This is a genomic window from Aequorivita aquimaris, from assembly GCF_001573155.1.
Taxonomy (GTDB): Bacteria; Bacteroidota; Bacteroidia; order Flavobacteriales; family Flavobacteriaceae; genus Aequorivita; species Aequorivita aquimaris.
On sequence record NZ_JRWG01000002.1, the window covers coordinates 180,917 to 201,893 of the forward strand.

General features: G+C 40.1%; 23 protein-coding genes and 1 tRNA gene. 12 read left to right on the top strand and 12 right to left on the bottom strand.

The window, feature by feature from the left end; genetic code table 11:
• Window positions 1–45 precede the first annotated feature (45 nt).
• The 9 genes from LS48_RS03535 to LS48_RS03575 all read right to left on the bottom strand — a co-directional run bounded on the left by LS48_RS03535 (window position 46) and on the right by LS48_RS03575 (window position 8,010).
• The gene (locus LS48_RS03535) at window positions 46–1,023 is read right to left on the bottom strand and encodes a ribonucleotide-diphosphate reductase subunit beta (RefSeq protein WP_062620035.1); all 978 of its coding nucleotides are present in this window, start codon (window positions 1,021–1,023) and stop codon (window positions 46–48) included.
• A gap of 357 nt (window positions 1,024–1,380) precedes the next feature.
• A complete protein-coding gene (serS, locus tag LS48_RS03540; protein WP_062620036.1) occupies window positions 1,381–2,652 on the bottom strand; it encodes a serine--tRNA ligase in 1,272 nt (423 codons plus the stop codon).
• Between the two features lie 81 nt (window positions 2,653–2,733).
• A complete protein-coding gene (locus tag LS48_RS03545; protein WP_204376464.1) occupies window positions 2,734–2,958 on the bottom strand; it encodes a hypothetical protein in 225 nt (74 codons plus the stop codon).
• Between the two features lie 86 nt (window positions 2,959–3,044).
• Window positions 3,045–3,284, bottom strand: coding sequence for a hypothetical protein (locus LS48_RS03550; RefSeq protein ID WP_062620038.1), 240 nt, complete (start codon window positions 3,282–3,284; stop codon window positions 3,045–3,047).
• 30 nt (window positions 3,285–3,314) lie between these two features.
• A complete protein-coding gene (locus LS48_RS03555) occupies window positions 3,315–4,658 on the bottom strand; it encodes an HTTM domain-containing protein (RefSeq protein ID WP_062620040.1) in 1,344 nt (447 codons plus the stop codon).
• Window positions 4,651–5,583, bottom strand: a complete 933-nt coding sequence (locus tag LS48_RS03560; RefSeq protein ID WP_062620042.1) for a bifunctional riboflavin kinase/FAD synthetase — start codon at window positions 5,581–5,583, stop codon at window positions 4,651–4,653. Before LS48_RS03560 ends, LS48_RS03555 begins: the two co-directional genes overlap by 8 nt.
• A gap of 2 nt (window positions 5,584–5,585) precedes the next feature.
• Window positions 5,586–6,221, bottom strand: coding sequence for an aminoacyl-tRNA hydrolase (pth, locus tag LS48_RS03565; RefSeq protein WP_062620044.1), 636 nt, complete (start codon window positions 6,219–6,221; stop codon window positions 5,586–5,588).
• Window positions 6,222–6,302: 81 nt separating this feature from the next.
• Window positions 6,303–6,950 carry a 50S ribosomal protein L25/general stress protein Ctc gene (locus LS48_RS03570; protein ID WP_062620046.1) on the bottom strand — a complete coding sequence of 216 codons (648 nt, stop codon included), beginning with the start codon at window positions 6,948–6,950 and terminating at the stop codon, window positions 6,303–6,305.
• Window positions 6,951–7,071: 121 nt separating this feature from the next.
• Window positions 7,072–8,010: a ribose-phosphate pyrophosphokinase gene (locus tag LS48_RS03575; protein ID WP_062620048.1), complete on the bottom strand. Its 939-nt coding sequence runs from the start codon at window positions 8,008–8,010 to the stop codon at window positions 7,072–7,074.
• Window positions 8,011–8,133: 123 nt separating this feature from the next.
• On the opposite strand from LS48_RS03575, the gene LS48_RS03580 reads away from it, so the two are divergent.
• Window positions 8,134–8,215: transfer RNA gene (locus tag LS48_RS03580), tRNA-Leu, on the top strand.
• A 32-nt stretch (window positions 8,216–8,247) separates the two neighbouring features.
• Here LS48_RS03580 and LS48_RS03585 read toward each other — a convergent pair.
• Window positions 8,248–8,955, bottom strand: a complete 708-nt coding sequence (locus LS48_RS03585; protein WP_131807688.1) for a T9SS type A sorting domain-containing protein — start codon at window positions 8,953–8,955, stop codon at window positions 8,248–8,250.
• Window positions 8,956–9,044: 89 nt separating this feature from the next.
• Between LS48_RS03585 and LS48_RS03590 the strand changes: the two genes are divergently transcribed.
• The 3 genes from LS48_RS03590 to LS48_RS03600 all read left to right on the top strand — a co-directional run bounded on the left by LS48_RS03590 (window position 9,045) and on the right by LS48_RS03600 (window position 11,809).
• On the top strand, window positions 9,045–9,623 hold the full coding sequence (locus tag LS48_RS03590; RefSeq protein WP_062620052.1) for a HupE/UreJ family protein: 579 nt from the start codon (window positions 9,045–9,047) through the stop codon (window positions 9,621–9,623).
• 149 nt (window positions 9,624–9,772) lie between these two features.
• Window positions 9,773–10,207, top strand: a complete 435-nt coding sequence (locus LS48_RS03595) for a deoxycytidylate deaminase (RefSeq protein ID WP_062620054.1) — start codon at window positions 9,773–9,775, stop codon at window positions 10,205–10,207.
• Window positions 10,208–11,809 (top strand): S41 family peptidase, encoded by a 1,602-nt coding sequence (locus tag LS48_RS03600; protein ID WP_062620056.1) that lies wholly within the window; start codon window positions 10,208–10,210, stop codon window positions 11,807–11,809.
• A 4-nt stretch (window positions 11,810–11,813) separates the two neighbouring features.
• Here the strand turns inward: LS48_RS03600 and LS48_RS03605 are convergent, their stop codons facing one another.
• Both LS48_RS03605 and LS48_RS03610 read right to left on the bottom strand, forming a co-directional pair.
• Window positions 11,814–12,011 (bottom strand): hypothetical protein, encoded by a 198-nt coding sequence (locus LS48_RS03605; RefSeq protein ID WP_045078877.1) that lies wholly within the window; start codon window positions 12,009–12,011, stop codon window positions 11,814–11,816.
• A gap of 6 nt (window positions 12,012–12,017) precedes the next feature.
• Window positions 12,018–12,599, bottom strand: coding sequence for a MarC family protein (locus LS48_RS03610; RefSeq protein ID WP_045079305.1), 582 nt, complete (start codon window positions 12,597–12,599; stop codon window positions 12,018–12,020).
• A gap of 142 nt (window positions 12,600–12,741) precedes the next feature.
• Between LS48_RS03610 and LS48_RS03615 the strand changes: the two genes are divergently transcribed.
• The 8 genes from LS48_RS03615 (at window position 12,742) to LS48_RS03650 (ending at window position 20,963) form a co-directional block, all read left to right on the top strand.
• Window positions 12,742–13,305: a DUF3109 family protein gene (locus LS48_RS03615; RefSeq protein ID WP_062620058.1), complete on the top strand. Its 564-nt coding sequence runs from the start codon at window positions 12,742–12,744 to the stop codon at window positions 13,303–13,305.
• Window positions 13,306–13,408: 103 nt separating this feature from the next.
• On the top strand, window positions 13,409–14,011 hold the full coding sequence (locus tag LS48_RS03620; RefSeq protein WP_062620060.1) for a hypothetical protein: 603 nt from the start codon (window positions 13,409–13,411) through the stop codon (window positions 14,009–14,011).
• A 211-nt stretch (window positions 14,012–14,222) separates the two neighbouring features.
• The gene (locus LS48_RS03625) at window positions 14,223–15,953 is read left to right on the top strand and encodes a T9SS type A sorting domain-containing protein (RefSeq protein WP_062620062.1); all 1,731 of its coding nucleotides are present in this window, start codon (window positions 14,223–14,225) and stop codon (window positions 15,951–15,953) included.
• A gap of 86 nt (window positions 15,954–16,039) precedes the next feature.
• Window positions 16,040–17,902: a tetratricopeptide repeat protein gene (locus tag LS48_RS03630; protein ID WP_317038830.1), complete on the top strand. Its 1,863-nt coding sequence runs from the start codon at window positions 16,040–16,042 to the stop codon at window positions 17,900–17,902.
• Window positions 17,903–18,007: 105 nt separating this feature from the next.
• The gene (locus LS48_RS03635) at window positions 18,008–18,340 is read left to right on the top strand and encodes a DUF4286 family protein (RefSeq protein WP_062620064.1); all 333 of its coding nucleotides are present in this window, start codon (window positions 18,008–18,010) and stop codon (window positions 18,338–18,340) included.
• A 67-nt stretch (window positions 18,341–18,407) separates the two neighbouring features.
• A complete protein-coding gene (rsmA, locus tag LS48_RS03640) occupies window positions 18,408–19,229 on the top strand; it encodes a 16S rRNA (adenine(1518)-N(6)/adenine(1519)-N(6))-dimethyltransferase RsmA (protein WP_062620066.1) in 822 nt (273 codons plus the stop codon).
• The gene (gene mgtE / locus LS48_RS03645) at window positions 19,219–20,571 is read left to right on the top strand and encodes a magnesium transporter (RefSeq protein ID WP_062620068.1); all 1,353 of its coding nucleotides are present in this window, start codon (window positions 19,219–19,221) and stop codon (window positions 20,569–20,571) included. The genes rsmA and mgtE overlap by 11 nt, the downstream gene beginning before the upstream one ends.
• Window positions 20,568–20,963: an acyl-CoA thioesterase gene (locus LS48_RS03650; RefSeq protein WP_062620071.1), complete on the top strand. Its 396-nt coding sequence runs from the start codon at window positions 20,568–20,570 to the stop codon at window positions 20,961–20,963. The genes mgtE and LS48_RS03650 overlap by 4 nt, the downstream gene beginning before the upstream one ends.
• Window positions 20,964–20,977 lie beyond the last annotated feature (14 nt).

Here is a 20,977-nt window from a genome sequence, read left to right on the forward strand (position 1 = left end):
TTAGAATCTATAGTATCCACTTAGTATCTACCGAGTATCAATAATCTAAAACTCCGCGTCGAAACTGATTTTGTTTGATTCCTTGTCTTTGTTGGTAACCCCAGCTTTTTGGTATTCGCCTACGCGTTTTTCGAAGAAATTGGTTTTCCCTTGAAGCGAAATCATATCCATAAAATCAAATGGGTTGGTAACGTTGTATTCCTTTTCGCATTCCAATTCCACCAAAAGCCTGTCGGTTACAAATTCAAGGTATTGGGTCATCAATTTGGCGTTCATCCCTATCAAACTTACGGGAAGTGATTCGGTAATAAACTCGCGCTCAATATTCAAGGCGTCCACAATTATCTCGCGGATGCGCTCTTTAGAAACTTTGTTCACCAAGTGGTGGTTGTGAAGATGAACGGCAAAGTCGCAATGAACGCCTTCGTCGCGCGAAATCAATTCGTTTGAAAAGGTAAGCCCTGGCATCAAGCCGCGTTTTTTCAACCAGAAAATAGAGCAGAAAGCCCCTGAAAAGAAAATTCCCTCCACTGCTGCAAAAGCTATCAAACGCTCGGCGAATGAATCACTCTCAATCCATTTCAAAGCCCAATCGGCTTTCTTTTTAATTGCTGGAAAAGTTTCAATGGCGTTGAAAAGTTGGTCTTTTTCCTTTTCATCCTTTACGTACGTATCAATCAAAAGAGAATAGGTTTCACTGTGGATGTTCTCCATCATAATCTGGAAGCCATAGAAAAATTTTGCTTCGCTGTACTGAACTTCGTTTACGAAATTTTCAGCTAGATTTTCATTTACAATGCCATCCGACGCGGCGAAAAAGGCAAGAATATGTTTTATGAAATAACGCTCGTCATCATTCAGTTTTGAATTCCAATCGGTAAGGTCTTGGTGCAAATCAATTTCCTCGGCTGTCCAAAAACTGGCTTCGCTTTTTTTATACCAGTCCCAAATGTCGTGGTGTTGAATAGGAAATATTACGAATCTGTTTTTGTTTTCCTGTAAAATTGGTTCAATTGCACTCATAAGTCCTTTGTTTTTAGATTAAAATTTATTGATACTCGGGACTAACAAATATGAAGAAATTAAAAGGTTATTCCAGGTGAATTGTTTTGTCTTTTTTAACAAAGTTTTCAACATAAAAAATAAAAAGTTTACAAAAAAATTGAAATCATCTTTTCTAACAGTCTTATAATAAGGATATTATATACTTTTTAGTGGACTTGGCGAGTAAAAAAGTTTACAAAAAATGAAAACTATAACCAGAATATTTTAAAGATTTAAAATGATTTCCCAAGCCGTGAAAAACTGTCCTCTGTGAAGAAATACTACCACGAATTCACGAATATTTTAAAAATTATTCGTGAATTCGTGGTAAATAAATTATTTTATAAAATCAAACCCACAATATGGCACCAAAACCTCGGGGATTTTTATTCCATCTTCGGTTTGGTAGTTTTCAAGAATGCCCGCCAGAACGCGCGGCAATGCCAAAGCGCTTCCATTTAAGGTGTGCGCGAGTTTGTTTTTACCGTCTTTATCTTTAAAGCGAAGTTTCAATCTATTGGCTTGAAAGGTTTCAAAATTTGAAACTGAGGAAATTTCCAGCCAACGGTCCTGCGCGGTTGAAAACACTTCAAAATCATATGTCAATGCCGATGTAAAGCCCAAATCGCCGCCACAAAGACGAAGAATTCGGTATGGTAATTTCAATTCGCGAAGAATTCCTTTTACGTGCTCCACCATTCCGTCCAAAGCTTGGTAGGAATTATCAGGATGCTCGATGCGGACGATTTCCACCTTATCAAATTGGTGCAAACGGTTGAGGCCGCGAACGTGTGCGCCGTAGCTTCCGGCCTCGCGGCGGAAACAAGGTGTATAGCCCGTGCAGGTAATTGGCAATTCCGAATGATTAAGCAAATCGCCACGGAACATATTTGTTACGGGAACCTCAGCCGTTGGAATTAAGTAAAGGTCGTCTATGCCCACGTGGTACATCTGCCCTTCCTTGTCAGGAAGTTGGCCGGTGCCATAGCCCGAAGCTTCGTTCACCAAATGCGGCACTTGATATTCGGTATAACCGGCTTTTGTGTTTTTATCCAAAAAGTAAGCAATCAACGCCCGTTGCAGACGCGCCCCCTTCCCTTTATAGACGGGAAAACCTGCGCCCGTAATTTTTACGCCGAGTTCAAAATCAATCAAATCGTATTTTTTGGCAAGTTCCCAATGCGGCAGCGCGCCATCAACAAGTTTTGGAATTTCGCCTTCCTTGAAAACTTCTTCGTTGTCGTTTTCATCGGTTCCGGCAGGCACCAAATCATTCGGAATGTTTGGAAGCGTATATAATAATTGCTGCAATTTTTCGGCAGCGGCAAGCATTTGCTCGTTCAGTTGTTTTGAGGACTCCTTCAATTCAACTGTTTTCTCTTTTAGTTCGTTTGCTTTTTGGACTTCGCCACTTTGAAAAAGTTTCCCGATTTCCTTTGAATAGGAATTGCTCTGTGCCAAAACCTCATCCAGCTGCGCTTGCGAAGCGCGGCGTTCTTCATCCACATTTAAAACTTCCTCCAAAACGGAAGCAGCATCTATGCCGCGTTTGGCCAGTGCTTTTATGTACTTTTCTTTGTTTTCGCGGATGTCGGTTACTTGTAGCATGTTCTGATTTTTGAAGCCGCTAAGTTACAACAGACCCCAAAGGTTTTCAAACACTTTGGGGTCTTATTTTATGATTAAAATCTATTCCCTTAAAAGTTTATTTAAGGTTTTGGGATTCATTCTATTATTGAAAAAGGTAATGATGTAAATTTTTTGGACAGAAATATCTTCGCGATAATAAAACGAAACATTTTTATGCACGACAGCTTTTCGGATACTTAGTTTTTCATTTACTACAGGACACGTTATTTGTTGAGTTGCAATTTTCTGCAGCAGACTTTGGGTCAAATCCCTGAATTTTCTCATTTCTTTTTTCGTCCACCGAAATTGAAGATTTTCAAAAATTTCTTTATACGTAATAAGCGCAAGTTTTGACCAAACTATTTCCATTTTTACAGGCCATACTTTTCATTAATCTCAAGAATAACTTCTTCATTTGTAAAAACATTTCCTTCCTTAATATCTTTTAATCCAGCCTCAACAAAAAGCTTTTCGGTTTCAGAAATATCATAATTCCAGTCAGTATCTTTAGAAAATGATTCCTTGAAATTCTTCAATTTCTCAATAACTTCTTCACTATTCTGTTGGATTAACCATTCAACCAATTTGTATTTTTCCAATTGAATATCCATGATTCCTTTTTTATTTAAAGATAATGAAATTTAGTTTGAGTTTGGTTTTGGCTTTTCAATATAATCCTCCGGCGAGGGCAAAATCCATTCACTATGCTTAAAGGGATGCCATGGCTCGGCGGCCAAATCTACGGTTGGATCGGTAAAGGGGTGGTATTTACCGTGATTTACGCGAACGGAAGCTTCCATATACACAGCCACATCATTCCCTTTTTTAGCTTCCACTGCTTTTATTTTTTGGGCAAGTTGCCACATAACATCTGGCTTTGTAGCGACGGAGCCTTGTTGCTTGGGACCCAAAAGCTCACTATAATTGTACCGTCTCTTTTCACCATCAGGCTTATTTTTTACCCACACTGTAAGACTTCCGCTTTTGGAACGGAGCATCATCCGCCAGCTAAGCCTGTGGCCTTCTTCGGTCCAAAGCACATCGTCCTTAAAGAACCAATGCCGCAGCGGTAAACCTATTTGAAAGGCGAAATAAATCCCAAAAACCGCAAGCAACAGGTTTTTGTATTTCGGCACGATTACCGCATTGCCCGTATATAATTTTTTCTTCGGGAGAAATCGTTTTTTGAGTATTTCCGGAGAAAAGAAAAACAGTGCGAACGCAATGGACATATACGGAAAAATGCCAATCTGAAAGACGATTGAGTTGAAAAGATGAAAAAACACGGAAATTATAAAACCCAATAAGCGCGTACGTTTCCACAGCATTAACGGCACTATGAGCAAATCGAAAAAAATACCCGTATAAGCAATGGCCCAATGCACCCAGTTTTGCTGCAAAAATTCGCCAATGAGCCAATAATTTTTTTTCCCGGCCATCAACAGTGCCGGCATGGAGGCATCGAGCCAATCGGGGTATAGTTTTGCGATGGAGGCGTAGGTATAAACTATCCATACCTGCAAAATCAAAATCAACAGCATCCAGCGCGGCATGGACGGCGATTTAATTTCAGGATTTAGGTTTGCATCCACTGAAAACCATCGGTTGGCGGGAAGAAAGGCCATAATCCAGCACAGCAGCATCATTAGGTAATAATGGTTGTTATAGCTGCTTTTCTGCATTAAATATACGCAGGTCCACATTAGCGCATAGGCTATCATGCTGAACCTATACTTAAAACCAAGCATCACAAAAATTCCGAAAATGCCCATTATCATGAAGTAATAATACATTCCGGGACCTTGCAAATGCTGCAAAAAGTCAAACCCGATAAAGTTGAAAGTGAAAGGCGGTTCTACCAGTGTACGCCGCACCCACCCCGTGGCAATTGCCCCAAAAGCCTCGATGGTTATTAAAAGACCGAAAACGGCCCTAAATAGGACCAAACCAATATTGTCAATTTGTTTGAAAAGAAATTTATCCACGGCCCTCTAAAAATTGCTTTGCGAACGTTTCGTCCTTTTCAATTTCCCGCTTTAGAATTTCCACCGAATCAAACGTTTCCTCGTCGCGGATGTATTTTAAAAACGCAATGGTTATTTCCTTTCCATAAAGGTCTTTGTTGAAATTGAGAAAATGCGTTTCGATGGTTTTTTCGGTTCCGCCAACGGTGGGGTTGGTGCCGATGCTTGTTATTCCAAATTTTTTTTCGCCTTCAATTGTGGATTCTACAATATAAACGCCGTTTTTGGGAACGAGTTTGTATTTTTCCTTCAATTTCAAATTTGCCGTAGGGTAATTTATAGTTCGGCCAATGGCTTTTCCCTTAACCACTTCGCCTGAAATCATAAAGTCATACCCCAAATAACTGTTAGCGGTTTCAATATCGCCTTCGTTCAAAGCCTTTCTTATTTTAGTGGAACTTACAGCAACATCGTCAATTTCCTTTGCTGAAATTTCCTCCACTTCAAAATTATAGGTTTTTCCGAATTCCTTTAAATCCTCAATATCGGCATTTCGGTTTCTTCCGAAGCGGTGGTCGTAACCGATGATGATTTTTTTCGCCTTTAAACTATTTACCAAAATATCGCGCACGTATTCCAAAGCGGTCAATCGTGAAAAAGCGTGGGTAAACGGATGGATAACCAAATGGTCCAGCCCTGTGTTTTCGAGCAGTTCGGTGCGCTCTTCGATGGTGTTTATCAATTTTATATCCACATTTTGTTGAAGCACCATCCGCGGATGTGGGAAAAAAGTCAGCACCACGGAATCCAGATTTTCCTTTTTTGCGGTTTCTACCAAACGCTTCAAAATGGCTTTGTGGCCAATATGCACGCCATCAAAAGTACCGATAGTGACCACACTTTGGCGGGAATTTTTATATGCGGAAGCTGATGGATATTTCTTCAAAATTATTTGCCGTTATATGTGTTCATCGTAATATTCATCCCTGCGAGGGCAAAGGATTCAATAATTTTACAGCTTAACTCCAGCCTCTCGGGCAGTTGTTTTTCCTCTTCGGCTTCCCATTCGCCCAAAACGTAATCTACCTGTCTCCCTTTTGAGAAAGCATCGCTTATCCCGAAACGGAAACGGTTGTAATTGGTGGTTTGCAGCGTATTCTGAATATCCTTCAACCCGTTGTGCCCACCGTCGCTGCCTTTGGTTTTTATGCGAATGGTTCCAAAGGCCAAATTTAAATCGTCCGTAATCACCAGCATATTTTCCAAAGGGATTTTTTCTTTTTCAAGCCAGTAATTTACGGCCTTTCCGCTTAAATTCATATACGTGCTCGGCTTCAGAAATATGAGCGTTCTTCCTTTTACTTTATGCGAAGTAACGTCGCCCAATTTTGCCGTTTCCCACGAAAGTGAATTCTTTTCGGCATAAAAATCAACCACTTTAAAACCGATGTTGTGGCGGGTGTTTGCGTATTTTGGGCCAATATTGCCAAGGCCCACAATAAGGAATTTCTTCATTGGATCTGTTTCTTCTGAAATAGTATCGACAGTTTTTGCCGAAAAAAGTTTTTTGAAAAATGAAAACATACTACTGTCAATCTTCGGTAAAAATAAAAAAAGCACCCCGAATTAACGGGATGCTTTTGGGTAATCTTCTTAAAAAGAAATTTATTCCTTTACTGCAGCAACATCATCGGTTTCTGTAGCTGGAACTTCTTCTCCTTCTGCACCTTCAGCAGTTTCATCTTCTTCTTCAACTTCGTCCACAATGGCGGTACGTGAAGTTCTAACCTGACAGATAACAGTGTTATCTGGGTGCATGATTTTGTAATTGTCAGTTTTAAGTGACTTTGTGTACATTTTGTTACCAATACGCATTTCGGTAATGTCTGCCTCAATAAAATCCGGTAGATTTTCTGGCAAAGCCTTCACACGAAGTTTACGTGTAACAATACGCAAAACCCCACCGTTACGAACACCGCGAGAGTTACCAACGGTACGCACCGGAATTTCCATAGTTACTTCCTTGTCATCAAAAATTTGATAAAAATCGATGTGAAGAATACGGTCAGTCACTGGGTGAAATTGTATATCCTGAAGGATGGCGTTAATCTTTGTGCCTCCCAGGTTGATTACAACTGTGTGTACGTCTGGAGTGTAAACCAAGTCTTTAAATGCAATTTCCTCTGCTGAAAAGCTAATTGGCTCATCCCCTCCGTAAACTACGCAAGGAACCATTCCAGCATTACGTAGGGCTTTCGTTGCCTTTTTGCCCACGCTTTCTCTTTGTGATCCTTTAATTGTAATAGATTTCATTTTGTTTGAATTGTTTATTTATTAAAAAACTCCCTAAAAAGCTGTTTTTTAGGGAGTGCAAAGATAAATTTTATTTTGGATTATCCGTTTAGGAAATTTGATTTTTTCCGTGTGAAGAAGTTTACATTAAAAACTTACCGCTAATGGACTTGTTGGCATTTACGCTCAACATAACATCTGCAAACAATTTTGCGCAACTTATAACCCTAATTTTCTTGCTCGGTTTGGTAGGAATGGAATCTGAAACGATCAGTTCGAGCATTTGCGATTTTTCAATTCGCTCGTAAGCATTTCCAGAAAGCAACGGATGCGTACAGACCGCACGAACGCTCAAAGCACCGCGCTCCATCATCAAATCGGCAGCGGTGGTGAGGGTGCCGGCAGTATCGACCATATCGTCAACCAAAACAACGTTTTTACCCTTTACGTCGCCAATGAGTTCCATGTGTGAGATAACATTCGCCTTTTCACGCTGCTTGTAGCAAATTACCACATCGCTTTCCAAAAATTTTGAATAGGCATAGGCACGTTTTGAACCGCCCATATCTGGGGAAGCGATTGTCAGGTTTTCAAGATTCAAACTTCTCAAATAAGGCAAAAATATTGTAGATGCGAAAAGGTGGTCCACCGGTTTTTCGAAAAAACCTTGAATTTGGTCTGCGTGCAAATCCATTGTAATAATTCTCGTAGCTCCTGCGGTTTCCAGCATTTTGGCGACCAATTTTGCGGCGATCGGCACACGGGGCTTGTCTTTTCTATCTTGGCGCGCCCAACCAAAGTAAGGCAATACGGCTGTAATATGTCTTGCCGAAGCGCGCTTTGCGGCGTCTATCATCAGTAAAAGCTCCATTAAATGGTCGCTGTTCGGAAAGGTGGAACCAATTAAAAAGACGCGACTTCCGCGAACGGATTCTTCAAAGGAAGGCTGAAATTCACCATCGCTATAATGAGATGTTATTACCTTTCCCAAAGGTATTCCGAAAGCATCTGCAATGTCCTGCGCGAGCGCTTCACTTTGTTTACAGGCAAAAATCTTTGGTTCCGGAACAGCGGTTGACATAATTTGTGGTTTTGGGTTATTTAGGTAACAAAGGTAAAAATTAATAGTTAGTGATTTTTAAAAAAATAGCTGGATAAATTTTTAAGTAAATTATAAATAATTGTTTATTTTTGCCTCCCGTTTGCTCGAGTGGCGGAATTGGTAGACGCGCTGGATTCAAAATCCAGTTCTTTCGGGAGTGTGGGTTCGATTCCCACCTCGAGTACAAATAAAAACCTCAACAGAAATATTGGGGTTTTATTTTTTTATAAATTTTTCCACACTTTTACCTTCTGAAGTGGTTATTTCGAGAAAGTACATCCCCTTAGCCAAGACGGCTATATTGATACTTTCATTGGCTGGCACAATGTCCATAATTCTTTTCCCCGATACTGAATAAACTATTGTTTTTATAATTTGTGCATCTTCGGATTTTATAAACAGTTGATCGGAAGCTGGGTTTGGGTAGAGCTTGAATTTTTCGGAATTATTGTCTTTAATGGATAGTGGCTCTCCAGCAATAAAGTCCAGCCAATATCCTAACTGACCCTGCCCAAAATACAAATGTTGGAGATTGTCTGAAGAAGAAATTTCTATACCATAGAAATGTGCTTGATTCAACGAAAAGTATTCAAAATAATACAACTCAAAATCATCGTGAAATTCTGTTTCACAGTCTTCCGTAGTATCAGAATAATTATACGGTCTCAATTTATCTAATATTTCATCGTATAGAAAATTCCCTGAAAAGGAATTGCAGGCTCCATAACCCTCAAAAGATAAATCTTCAAAAATAGTTAATGTGGGGTGTATTGGAGGGTCAATATCTTCAATGTAAAGTGGGCCTCCAAAATCAAATTCCATTTTGTAAAGATTCCACGTTTTAAAAAGTTCGGGATCAGGATTTTGCGCAAACGATTGAAGCACTGCAAAAATTGTTAAAAATAGTAGCGTGACTTCCTTCATAATTGAAATATTTAGAAATTTAATTAAATATATGAAATCTTCCCCACAATCACTATATTTGGGCAAACCCTGAAAACCCAATATCCCCAATGTCTGATTTCTGGTTGTATTTTAACCTTGGGCTTCACCACGTGCTTGATTGGAAGGCCTATGATCACATTTTATTTCTTATTGTACTGTGTGCCGCCTATACTTTTTCCTCGTGGAAAAGATTATTGATTTTGGTTACCATGTTCACAATTGGCCACACGCTTTCGCTGCTATTGGCCAGCTACAATGTGGTAAGTGTTTCGGGCAGGCTTATAGAATTTCTGATTCCCGTTACCATTTTAGTTACGGCGCTTTTCAATCTTTTTACCGCCGGCAAGGAAAAGAAAATGGAGAAAATGGGCATTTTCTATATTGTCACCATCTTTTTTGGATTGATACACGGCTTGGGGTTTGCCTCCTTCTTCACTGCTTTGGACAGCGGCAATGGGTTTTTGCCATTGCTTGAATTTGCTCTAGGGATTGAAGCAGCCCAAATTATAGTTGTTATCATCATTTTAATTATCGCCTTTATCTTTCAAACCATTTTCCGTTTCAACAAAAGAGATTGGGTTTTGGTGGTTTCTTCATTGGTGATAGGGATGATAATCCCGATGCTAATTGACAATTGGATTTTTTAAAGAATTAGCAAGTTTCGCGGAAAAGCAGTTTCAGAAATACCCTTAAATTTCTAAACGCATCCACTCTTATCCTTCTTTGGCAATAACTTAACAACATTTTTTTTGGCAGTGGCGTAACTTCCCAGTAATTTCGCTACTTATTTAATTGTATGAAGGACAGCAAACAACGCAAGTATGACATTGCCTATCTGCGAATGGCCCAAGAATGGAGCAAACTTTCCTATTGCAAGCGAAGACAGGTTGGCGCGCTTATTGTAAAGGATAAAATGATAATCAGCGATGGTTATAACGGTACTCCCACAGGTTTTGAGAATATTTGCGAAGACGAGGAAGGTTTTACCAAATGGTACGTACTTCACGCAGAAGCAAATGCGATTTTAAAAGTAGCTTCAAGTACCCAAGCCTGCCAGGGAGCCACGCTTTACATTACGATGTCGCCCTGCAAGGAGTGTAGCAAATTAATACACCAAGCCGGTATAAAAAGAATGGTTTATTTAAACGAATATAAAGACAACTCCGGCATTGCCTTTCTTGAAAAAGCAGGCGTAAGCATACAGCACATTACAGATTTGGATTTAGAATAAATGGGAAATCAAAAAAAATACTTGCCTTTGTGGATTGGACTGGCGCTGGCCGCAGGTGTTTTTATTGGGTCAAAACTCAATTTTAACGACGATACCGAAAAGATCTTTGCCACAAGCTCCAAAAAGGACAAGCTCAACAGGCTTATAGACTATATTGACTACGAATATGTAGACAAGGTAAATACGGACAGCATCGTGGATGTTACCGTAAACGGCATACTCGAAAACCTGGATCCGCATTCCGTATATATTCCCAAAAGCGAATACCAGCACAATGCCGATGATATGCGCGGAGCCTTTACCGGCATTGGCGTAAGTTTCTATATTTATAAAGATACCATTGCCGTAATCCGTTCCATAGAAGGAGGACCTGCGGAAAAAGCGGGCATTAAGGGAGGTGACCGAATTCTTTATGCCGACGGCAAAAAACTTTTTGGCGAATTGGTAAATCGCGATAGCATCTCAAATTATTTAAAAGGTACAATAAACAGCAAAGTTGCTCTAGACGTTTATCGCCCCAGCGAAAATAAGGTATTGGAGCTTAAAGTGAGAAGAAAACAAGTACCACTCGTAAGTGTGGACGCTTCCTATAAATTGGCAGATGATTTGGGATATATAAAAATCAATCGCTTTTCCGAAACAACGTTTAAGGAGTTTGAAACCGCGCTGGACAATCTCAAGGATCAAGGCATCAAAAAATTGGTCTTGGATCTTCGCAACAATCCAGGAGGTTACATTTCAACTGCCGAACGGGTTGTGGATGAATTTTTGGAAAAAGACAAACTAGTACTTATCACTAAAAATAAAAGTGGTGATATCAACAAAACCTACGCCACGCGTCGGGGTGATTTTGAGCATGGCAAGCTCTATGTTCTCATCAATGAAAACTCCGCTTCGGCCAGTGAGATTGTCGCCGGCGCACTTCAAGATAATGATAAGGGAACCATAATTGGCCGCCGATCTTTCGGAAAAGGACTGGTGCAGCGCGAAATGTCGCTTGGCGATGGCAGTGCCGTACGCTTAACAATTGCTCGCTATTACACTCCAACCGGCCGTTCCATCCAGCGACCGTATGGCAACGGCAATGATACGTATTATAGCGATTACGAAAAGCGATACCGTAACGGAGAACTGATACACGCAGACAGCATAAAGGTTGCAGACTCCCTAAAATACAAAACCCCAAAAGGCAAAGTAGTATATGGCGGCGGTGGAATTATACCAGACGTATTTGTTCCAAAAGATACGAGCGTGGAAAATGAAACTCTTCAATATGTTTCGCGAAGCGGGTTTATGAGCTATTTCATCTTTGAATACCTCGAAAAAAATCGCGATATGTTTAAAGGAGTGAAATTTGAAGATTTCAGAAAAAACTTTATCGTGGACGAAAAGCTTTCAACAGAATTTATTGAATATGCAAAATTCAACGAAGCCCAGATAGATCTTTCAAACTACACCGAAGATTTAAAGCGAACCCTCAAGGCAAACATCGCCCAGCAACTTTTCGGCCCCAATGAGTATGAGATCATCCTTAACGAAAACGACCCAATGCTCCTAAAAGTTTTGGAACTGGAGGCCGTTAATCATTTGGATAAAAAATAAGAAGTTATTTTTTGACCTGAGCGGCAATCATTTTAGAGACAAGTAAAATTCCCAAAAGCAAAATTGCGCAAAGTCCAGCCAGAATGCTAATGGACGCCACGCCACTTTCGCCCGCAAATAAATTGTCAAAATCCAATTTAGTAGCGTTGAAAATTATAAGTCCCGCGGCTAATGCCATCAATATGTAAATAAAAATCTTCATGATACTTTAATTAAATAATTCCTGAATATTTGAGGTGAAAAGTTTCACCGCAATGGCCAACAAAATTACGCCAAATATTTTTTGAATCACTGCAATTCCGTTCTTTCCCAAAAAACGCTGCAATCTCCCAGAAGTTTTCAGCACCACAAAAATGATTATTATGTTCACCAAAATTGCCACGATTATATTTTGAATGGCATATTCCGCGCGAAGCGAAAGCAAGGTTGTTAAACTACCCGGACCGGCCAATAACGGAAATGCCAAAGGAAAGATGGATGCCACATCGGGACTGGTGTCGCCTTCCTTAAAAAGGGTGACGCCCAGGATCATTTCCAAAGCAATAAAGAATAGAATCAAGGAACCCGCAACTGCAAATTCGTTAACGTTCACGCCTATTAACTTCAAAATACTTTCTCCCAAAAAGAGAAAAACAATCATCACTATCGCGGCAATAATTGAAGCCTTACCAGAATTGATATGGCCCGCCTTTTCGCGAAGCCCGATAATAATGGGAATACTTCCTATAATATCGATTACCGCAAAAAGCACCATAGTGGCAGTTACTATTTCCTTAAAGTTTAAAACCATTCTTTCTGTTTGAGGGGGCAAAATTAAGTTTATTGTTCCAACTTTTGAAATTATTCCGAGCTTAGTTTTCCGAAAGAGAATGATCGCTGTTTTTTTAATTGGAATTTTGCGCTCGTATCGTGGAATTTCATAGTTTTGCCGCATGTTTCAACTGGGAAAAACAATTGTTTCTGAAGACATTATAGCAAAAGATTTTGTGTGCAATCTCAATGCCTGCAAGGGAGCTTGCTGTATTGAAGGCGAGGCGGGTGCGCCTGTAACCGAAGAGGAAGTAACTATTCTAAAGGAAATCTACCCAAAAGTAAAACCCTTCCTCCGTCCCGAAGGCATTGCAGCTATCGAGAAACAGGGCACCCACATAAAGACCGATCTTGATGAACTGGAAACCCCATTAGTAGATGGCCGGGAGTGTGCTTACGTTACCTTTACCGATAAAGGCATAGCCAGCTGCGGCATAGAAGATGCTTTTAATGCAGGATCCATTGATTTCAGAAAACCTATTTCCTGCCATCTCTACCCCGTTCGCGTTCAGGACTACAGTGAATTTGCAGCCGTAAACTACCACAGATGGCCTATTTGCGATGATGCGTGTACTTTGGGAAAAGAGCTGCAAGTACCGGTTTATAAATTTGTAAAAAATGCTCTTATCCGAAAATTTGGTGAAAATTGGTACGCAGAGCTTGAAAAAGTGGCTTCAAAAATGTAGTCCTTAAAACATCTTCTTCTTTTTAATCGATGCTTATTTTACTGATATTGATTATATTAGTGCTATAATTCAACAAATTATTTACTAACTAAAATTTTCAATTATGAAAAAGTATGTACTGGCCTTATTTGTTTTTTCGGTTTTGATAAGCTGTAAGGATAATCCCGTGAGCAAAAAAATTAAGGAAACCAAGGATGCTGTTTCCAATTCTACCAATGCAGTTCAGGAAATGACCAATATGCAGGAAGATATAAAAGACCTTCAAGAAACTACGCCATTAACAAATGAAGAATTAAAATCTTGGCTTCCGGAAGAAGTAGAAGGCATGAACCGTATAAGCTACAAGGCAGGTCAAGCGGGCATGATGAACATTTCATCTATTGAAGCCACCTATGCCAATGAAGACAAATCGAAAAAATTTTCCATAAGTATTATAGATGGCGCTGGCCAAGTAGGGGCAGCAGCAACAATGGGTATTCGGATGGTAATGTCGCAAGATTTTGAAGAAGAAGACGAAAACGGCTCTCGAAGAACTGTTACCAAAAATGGCAAAAAAGCCATTGAGGAATATCGAACTGGCAACAATAAAAGTAAGATCCAACTTATGGAAGGCAACCGCTTCTATCTGGAAGCAAACGGAACCAATATGGATTTGGACGAAACTTGGGACGCTATTGAAGATCTAAACATTGAGAAACTGGGATAAAAAGCCCTATTTTTAATAGAAATAAAGCCGAAAACTACTGGGTTTTCGGCTTTTTTTATGAATGTTACATCTGTTATAGGGTTTGGTACAATAATTATAAGCCGTGCTGAAACATTGCCATAGATTTGTCCTAAGTTTTTAAATCGCTCATTAGTAAACTCCTCGATTATAAAGTGAAATAAACAAGTATTAATTAAAAAAACACGTAATCATGAAAAATGTAATTACTTTTTTAATGTGCTCACTTTGTATCATCACAGGGATAGCACAATCAGACTTTAGCGGGAACAATATTATTATTTCTGAAAGAACACCAGAACTAGAAGCTTTGTACGAGCAAGCTAAAGTTCTTGAACAAAATGGAACGGCTGCAGAAATAAATGCCAACCGTATGGCAATTAAAAATGCTTGGCAGGAAATTGACCCCAATGTAGCGGCTCTCTACAAGCCGATAGTAACCAACAGATTGCCCGAAACAGTAGAAAATCTTCCCTACAATGGAATTTCCTACCCTACACAATTATTAGAAAGAGATGGGCTGCCAGAAATTCCAGAAGATTGGGGCACAGACCACTTTTTACGGAATGACTTTATTGATGGTGTGGACATGGACGTTACCGGAAGTGGTGATATCTACATCGGTGCTTACGAAAATCTTATCGACTTTGGCGGAACATTTGACTCAATATATATCTATCGTTCAACCAATTACGGCCAAACCTTTGATGAATGGAAAAAAGTAGGCGTAACAGCCGCAATGCGAAAAATGCAGATTATCAGCATGGATGGTGCTGGTGATGAGTATTTGTTGGCCTATTTAGTTACTGATTCCGAAAATTTCCAAGTGTGGCGTTGGAATATGGCAACTGGTGCTTTTGATGCCCAGGTAATTGCCAGCGACGTGACCGATTTTGGTGTAGATCGCAATTTTCCGGGAAACACCAATGCCCAAAGAGTTTTTGCAACTTATGAAAAAACCACCAGTTGTACTGAAGTGTTTTCTGCAAGAAGTACTGCTGGAAGTTATGGTTTTGGTTGGGTAGACGAAATATCTGTCGGACTTTGCGGCCAACAAGTAGAATTCACTTATGGATTAAACGGTGGCTGTTACACTACCTTCACAGGAGCAACTTCAGGAAATTTATATGCTGCAGCAAATTCAAACTACAATGATCCCGCATCGTGGGACGCAAATGAAACTCTTGCCACTGGAGCTTCAACAGAAAGTTTGAACCCAACAATAAGAGCAGCAAGAAAAGATTTTGCTTCAGATGAAGTATTAGTAATCACCTCTTCGCGTGCCGCAGGAAGTTCAGATTCATACACAGGCCAAGCATATCGGCGCGAAAATGGCGCTGCCTACGCACCCATAAACTATATCGGTGCGGGAAGTGACGCAAGCATTGCGCATATAGATACGTGGATGAGCAAAGTAGGTACAGAAACCATTGAAACTGCATATGTACGCGATGATATTGATGATTCTGAAGATGATTTAAATCGATCTTTCCAATACGACGGCACTGGTTTTGGTCCCTTTGAAGGAGTGGGCGACAGTGGATTGAATGTTTTTGATGGCTTTGCCTCTGTTATTGCCGAAACAAACGACCAATTACCCTGTATGGCTTTTGCCGGAACAAGCGGGGGAGGTTCTTACGGCTATGGGCTTTATTATGACGCAAAGTCTGATCTTTCAGTAGGTGAAAACAGTTTTGAAGATTTCAAATTTTATCCAAATCCTACAAAAGAGATTCTGAACTTTTCATCCAAAAATGTAATTGAACACCTCTCAATTTATTCCATACTCGGTCAAAAAGTATTGGAAGATTCCCCTAATCAAAATGACGCAACACTAAACGTTGCATCACTTAGACCAGGAGTTTATGTATTGAAATTAGCCATAAATGGCCAATCGGCCACATACAAATTCATTAAACAATAAGAGGAGATTGTTTAATGTTGAAAAGAGGGGACTGGCTTAATCGCGGTCCCTTTTTTCATTTAAAAATGCTACATTAAAAAAGTATCGTGCATTGCGGTTACGGCGCTATTTTTGATAAATCTACTTTGAACCTTACGGCTATCGGGTCATTTGTTTATATTTACGGCATGCGTAAAATTCTTTTTATACTATTCCTTTTTGCTGTCGCGGCAAGCCATGCGCAGAGCGATGCTTTGGCAAAAAATTATTTTGAACAAGGGCAGTTTGAAAAATCCTTACGCATCTATGAAAAATTGAGCAAAGAAAGCCCCTATCGCCTCGATTATTTTATGGGAATGGTGCAAAGCAACCAGCAACTTGAAAACTTCATCGAAGCTGAGCGCCTCATAAAAGAAAAATTGGACAACGGCAGAAATTTTCCTCAGCTATATATAGAATTAGGATATAACTATTCACTTCAAAACCAGCCCGAGCTTGCATCTTTAAACTATAACAAAGCTATTGAGGCGATTGAGGCAAACCCTAATTTTTCCTATAACATAGGCAGCACTTTTGAAAAATATAGTCTTTTGGAAGAAGCCGTTACCGCATATGAAAAAGCGATGTCGCTCAGCGATAAATTGGATTTCAACATGCAACTTGCACAGATTTACGGCGAACAGGGAAAGCTGGAAAAAATGTTTGAAAGTTATCTTGGGCTAGTTGAAAAGAACAACGCCTTCAAAGGAGCCGCACAGCGTTATTTTAGCCTTTACACCACTGAAGATCCAAATAACGAAGCCAATTTGCTTCTCAAAAAAACATTATTACAACGTTCCCAGCAAAACCCCGATATTCTTTATAATGAATTGCTTAGCTGGTTATTTATTCAACAAAAAGAATACAAAAAAGCATTTACACAAGAAAAAGCCATCTACAAGCGCATAGGCGAAGACCTTGGCGGAATTACCGAACTCGCCTACATTGCCATCGCAGATGAAGATTATGAAACAGGAAGGGAAATAGTAAACTTCATAATCGACAATTCCTTCACACCCCAAAACAAGTTGCAGGGCAATCAAATTTTGATGAAAATGGAGGTAAAGACCGCCACCCCCAAAGAATATGCAGAAGTGGAAAAAAAATTTGAAAACCTGTTGGATGAATTCGGAAGAAACCGCGAAACGTATTTATTGCAAATAGACTACAATCATTTTTTGGCATTTCAGAATAATAAAAAAGAAGTTGCTATCGAGAACCTAAAAACCTTGGCAAAACAAGATTTAACCGTATATCAGGAAGCACGGGTTAAAATGGAGCTTGCCGATATTTTGGTCTTTGATGAAAGATTCAACGAAGCGCTGATTTATTACTCCCAAATCCAGAAAAAAGTACAGAACGACGTGCTGGCGCAGGAAGCTCGTTTCAAGGTGGCCCGCACCAGCTATTTTAAGGGCGATTTTGAATGGGCACAGGTGCAGCTTGATGTATTGAAAAAATCCACTTCCCAATTAATGGCGAACGATGCCATGCAACTCAGTTTATTGATTCGCGACAATTCTTTGGAAGATTCAACCCAAACCGCTTTAAAGAAATATGCACGGGCAGATTTGCTGGAATTTCAGGATAAAGATGCGGAAGCAATTACCGCATTAAATGATATTTTAACGAACCACAAAGGCGAAAAAATAGAGGATGAAGCACTTTTAAAGCAAGGCGAGATTTATGAAAAGTCCGGAGAATATGCAAAAGCCGAAGCCAACTACCTTAAAATAATCGAGTTTTACAACGACGATATTTTAGCCGACGATGCCCATTTCCGCTTGGCGAAGATTTACGAAGAAAAGCTAGATCAGCCCGATAAGGCAAAGGCGCAGTACGAAGCCATAATTTTCAACTTTGCGGACAGCATTTACTTTGTGGAAGCGAGGAAAAAATATAGGGCACTGCGCGGAGATGCGATAAACTAAAAAGCACCAAAATTCAAATTTCAAATTCCAAATTCCAAAAACAGAGACGAAAATTTTTAAAATACCTTTGGAGTTTGGAATTTAAAAATTAGAATTTTAAAAAACATGTACATCTACAACGTAACCATAAACATAGAAGAAACCATCCACGACCGTTGGCTTGATTGGATGAAAACCGAACACATTCCAGCCATGCTCGCCACCGGAAAATTCAGCAAGGCATTGATGACCCGGGTTGTGGTTAATGAAGAAATGGGCGGGATTACCTATTCGGTCCAATATACAACCGACAGCAAGGAAACACTGCAAAAATACTATGCCGAAAACGCCGCAGAGCTCCGAGCGCAGAGCAAACCCTTTGAGGGAAAATTCGTAGCCTTCCGCACCGAACTTGAAATTGTTGGTGAAGCCCATAACCAACTTTTCAAAAAAAGCTAAATCGCTCTGCGTCCTCTGTGAAAACCTTTGTGTACTTTGCAGTTAAACAAAATTGCAGTTTTTTTAAATGAAAAGAGAAAACCCAAATAAGTCAAAAGGAAATATGGAAACGGGTGGAGTTCGCGCCAAAAAACACTTAGGCCAGCATTTTCTAAAAGACGAAGCCATTGCCGAAAAAATTGGCGATACCTTGACGCTTGAAGGCTATAAAAACGTTTTGGAAATAGGCCCCGGCATGGGCGTGCTCACAAAATATTTAATTCAAAAGGACATAGAAGTAATCGCGATGGACCTCGACACGGAATCTATCGCCTATTTGGAGGCGAACTATCCCGAAAAAAATCTCAAAATAGTTGAAGCAGATTTCTTGAAATTCGACCTTTCGCAACTTTTCGGAGCCGAACAATTCGCCATTACGGGGAATTTTCCGTATAATATTTCAACACAAATCGTCTTCAAAATGCTGGAATGGAAAGAACAGATCCCCGAATTTACGGGCATGTTTCAAAAAGAAGTGGCGCAGCGCATCTGTGAAAAGGAAGGCAGCAAAGCCTATGGCATCCTTTCGGTTTTGGCGCAGGCATTTTATGACGCGGAATATCTTTTTACCGTTCCGCCTTCTGTATTCAATCCGCCGCCAAAGGTGGATAGCGGTGTGCTTCGGCTTCGGAGAAAAGAAAATATTTCGCTTCCATGTGATGAAAAAATGCTTTATAAAGTTGTAAAGACCGCTTTTCAGCAACGCAGAAAAACACTCCGTAACAGTTTAAAATCCTTCAATCTTTCCGATAAAATAAAAGAAGATGCTATCTTTGACCAACGCCCGGAACAACTTTCCGTTCCGCAATTTATAGCCCTTACACAAAAACTGGAAAACGATGCAATTTGAACTGACTGAAGAGTTTATAGAACAGATTGAGCAGTACATTGCCAATAATGATGGCGATGCGCTAAAAGGGCTGTTACACGATTTTCACTTTGCCGATGTGGCCGAACTGTTACAGGAACTGAACCACGAAGAAGCCACATATTTGGTCAAACTTCTCGATAGTGAAATTACCAGTGAGGCGTTAATGGAGTTGGATGATGATTTCCGGGAACGCATTCTCGATAATCTCTCTCCTTCCGAAATTGCCGACGAGCTGGACGAAATGGATACCGATGACGCGGCAGATATAATCGCCGAGCTAGATGACGATGTTCAAAAGCAAGTAATTGGCCACATTGAAGACGAAGACCACGCCGCAGATATTGTTGACCTGTTACGTTATGATGAGGATACGGCCGGAGGGTTGATGGCGAAGGAATTGGTTCGCGTAAAAGAAACCTGGACCGTGGCCGGTTGCGTACGTGAAATGCGCCGACAGGCTGAAAACGTTACCCGCGTACATTCCATTTACGTTACCGATAAAGAAGGGAAACTAAAGGGCAGGCTTTCGCTGAAAGACCTACTTACGGCACCCAGCAAAGCACATATTAGCGAAATTTACATTCCAAAAGTAGATTACGTAAATGTACATACCAAAGCCGAGGACGTGGCGCGAATTATGCAGAAATACGACTTGGAAGCAATTCCGGTTGTTGATGACGAGGGAATTTTAGTAGGAAGAGTTACCATTGACGATATTGTAGATTTCATAAAGGAAGAAGCCGAAAAAGATTACCAAATGGCTGCTGGTATTTCGCAAGACGTTGAGGCGGATGATAGTATTTTTAAACTTACAAAAGCCCGCTTACCTTGGCTGATGATCGGAATGTTGGGCGGTTTGGGCGCTGCTAGTATTATAACTGGTTTTCAATCAATGATGACCACTTTTCCAAAAATCATAATTTTTGTACCGCTAATTCAGGCAACGGCTGGGAACGTTGGCGTACAGTCCAGCGCCATTGTGGTACAGGGTTTGGCGAACGATACCATAAAAGGAAATATTATAACACGATTATTGAAAGAATCTTTGCTAGCACTTGTTAACGGAATTGCAATCGCTTTGGTTGTTTTGGTGATTAGCCATTTTCTTTTCTTTACTTCTTATCTCGAATCCATCAGTATCGGTATTGCAATCATAACCGTAATTATTCTCGCGGCTTTAATTGGGACTTTCATTCCCATTCTTTTGGATAAAAGAGGAATTGATCCTGCCGTAGCAACGGGTCCGTTTATAACCACAAGCAATGATATTTTCGGGATACTTACCTATTTTCTTATTGCGAAATTAATCTTGGGCTTTTGAAATCTGAAATTTTCAAACAGCGCTTCACCGTTCCCGCTTCGGCTATTGATGGTTTGAATCACGTAAATAATGTAATTTATCTGCAGTGGTGTCTTGACGCCGCGGAAGCACATTGGATTTCAAAAACTACCGAAGCGCAGCGTGAGCAATATGTTTGGGTGGTTCTGAACCATTTTATTTCCTATAAAAATCCTTCCTTTTTAAACGAAGAACTTGAAACGCAAACCTGGATTGAAAGTTACGAAGGCGTAAAAAGCGAAAGACATTACAAAATAATCCGTCCTTCTGACGGAAAAATTATCGTTGAAGCAACCACGCTTTGGTGCTTTTTGGAGGCCAAAACATTTCGGCCCACGAAAATCACGGAGGAAATATCTAATCTTTTTCTTTAAATATGAAGCCAGGC

Bases quoted from the DNA above. Each gene is read 5' to 3' on its own strand.
- LS48_RS03625 (WP_062620062.1), top strand. From the start codon at position 14,223: ATGAAAAATGTAATTACTTTTTTAATGTGCTCACTTTGTATCATCACA.
- LS48_RS03550 (WP_062620038.1), bottom strand. From the start codon at position 3,284: ATGGATATTCAATTGGAAAAATACAAATTGGTTGAATGGTTAATCCAA.
- LS48_RS03620 (WP_062620060.1), top strand. From the start codon at position 13,409: ATGAAAAAGTATGTACTGGCCTTATTTGTTTTTTCGGTTTTGATAAGC.
- LS48_RS03610 (WP_045079305.1), bottom strand. From the start codon at position 12,599: ATGGTTTTAAACTTTAAGGAAATAGTAACTGCCACTATGGTGCTTTTT.
- LS48_RS03585 (WP_131807688.1), bottom strand. From the start codon at position 8,955: ATGAAGGAAGTCACGCTACTATTTTTAACAATTTTTGCAGTGCTTCAA.
- LS48_RS03535 (WP_062620035.1), bottom strand. From the start codon at position 1,023: ATGAGTGCAATTGAACCAATTTTACAGGAAAACAAAAACAGATTCGTA.
- rsmA (WP_062620066.1), top strand. From the start codon at position 18,408: ATGAAAAGAGAAAACCCAAATAAGTCAAAAGGAAATATGGAAACGGGT.
- LS48_RS03605 (WP_045078877.1), bottom strand. From the start codon at position 12,011: ATGAAGATTTTTATTTACATATTGATGGCATTAGCCGCGGGACTTATA.
- LS48_RS03615 (WP_062620058.1), top strand. From the start codon at position 12,742: ATGTTTCAACTGGGAAAAACAATTGTTTCTGAAGACATTATAGCAAAA.
- LS48_RS03575 (WP_062620048.1), bottom strand. From the start codon at position 8,010: ATGTCAACCGCTGTTCCGGAACCAAAGATTTTTGCCTGTAAACAAAGT.
- serS (WP_062620036.1), bottom strand. From the start codon at position 2,652: ATGCTACAAGTAACCGACATCCGCGAAAACAAAGAAAAGTACATAAAA.
- LS48_RS03595 (WP_062620054.1), top strand. From the start codon at position 9,773: ATGAAGGACAGCAAACAACGCAAGTATGACATTGCCTATCTGCGAATG.
- LS48_RS03590 (WP_062620052.1), top strand. From the start codon at position 9,045: ATGTCTGATTTCTGGTTGTATTTTAACCTTGGGCTTCACCACGTGCTT.
- LS48_RS03545 (WP_204376464.1), bottom strand. From the start codon at position 2,958: ATGAGAAAATTCAGGGATTTGACCCAAAGTCTGCTGCAGAAAATTGCA.
- LS48_RS03635 (WP_062620064.1), top strand. From the start codon at position 18,008: ATGTACATCTACAACGTAACCATAAACATAGAAGAAACCATCCACGAC.
- LS48_RS03570 (WP_062620046.1), bottom strand. From the start codon at position 6,950: ATGAAATCTATTACAATTAAAGGATCACAAAGAGAAAGCGTGGGCAAA.
- LS48_RS03600 (WP_062620056.1), top strand. From the start codon at position 10,208: ATGGGAAATCAAAAAAAATACTTGCCTTTGTGGATTGGACTGGCGCTG.
- pth (WP_062620044.1), bottom strand. From the start codon at position 6,221: ATGTTTTCATTTTTCAAAAAACTTTTTTCGGCAAAAACTGTCGATACT.
- mgtE (WP_062620068.1), top strand. From the start codon at position 19,219: ATGCAATTTGAACTGACTGAAGAGTTTATAGAACAGATTGAGCAGTAC.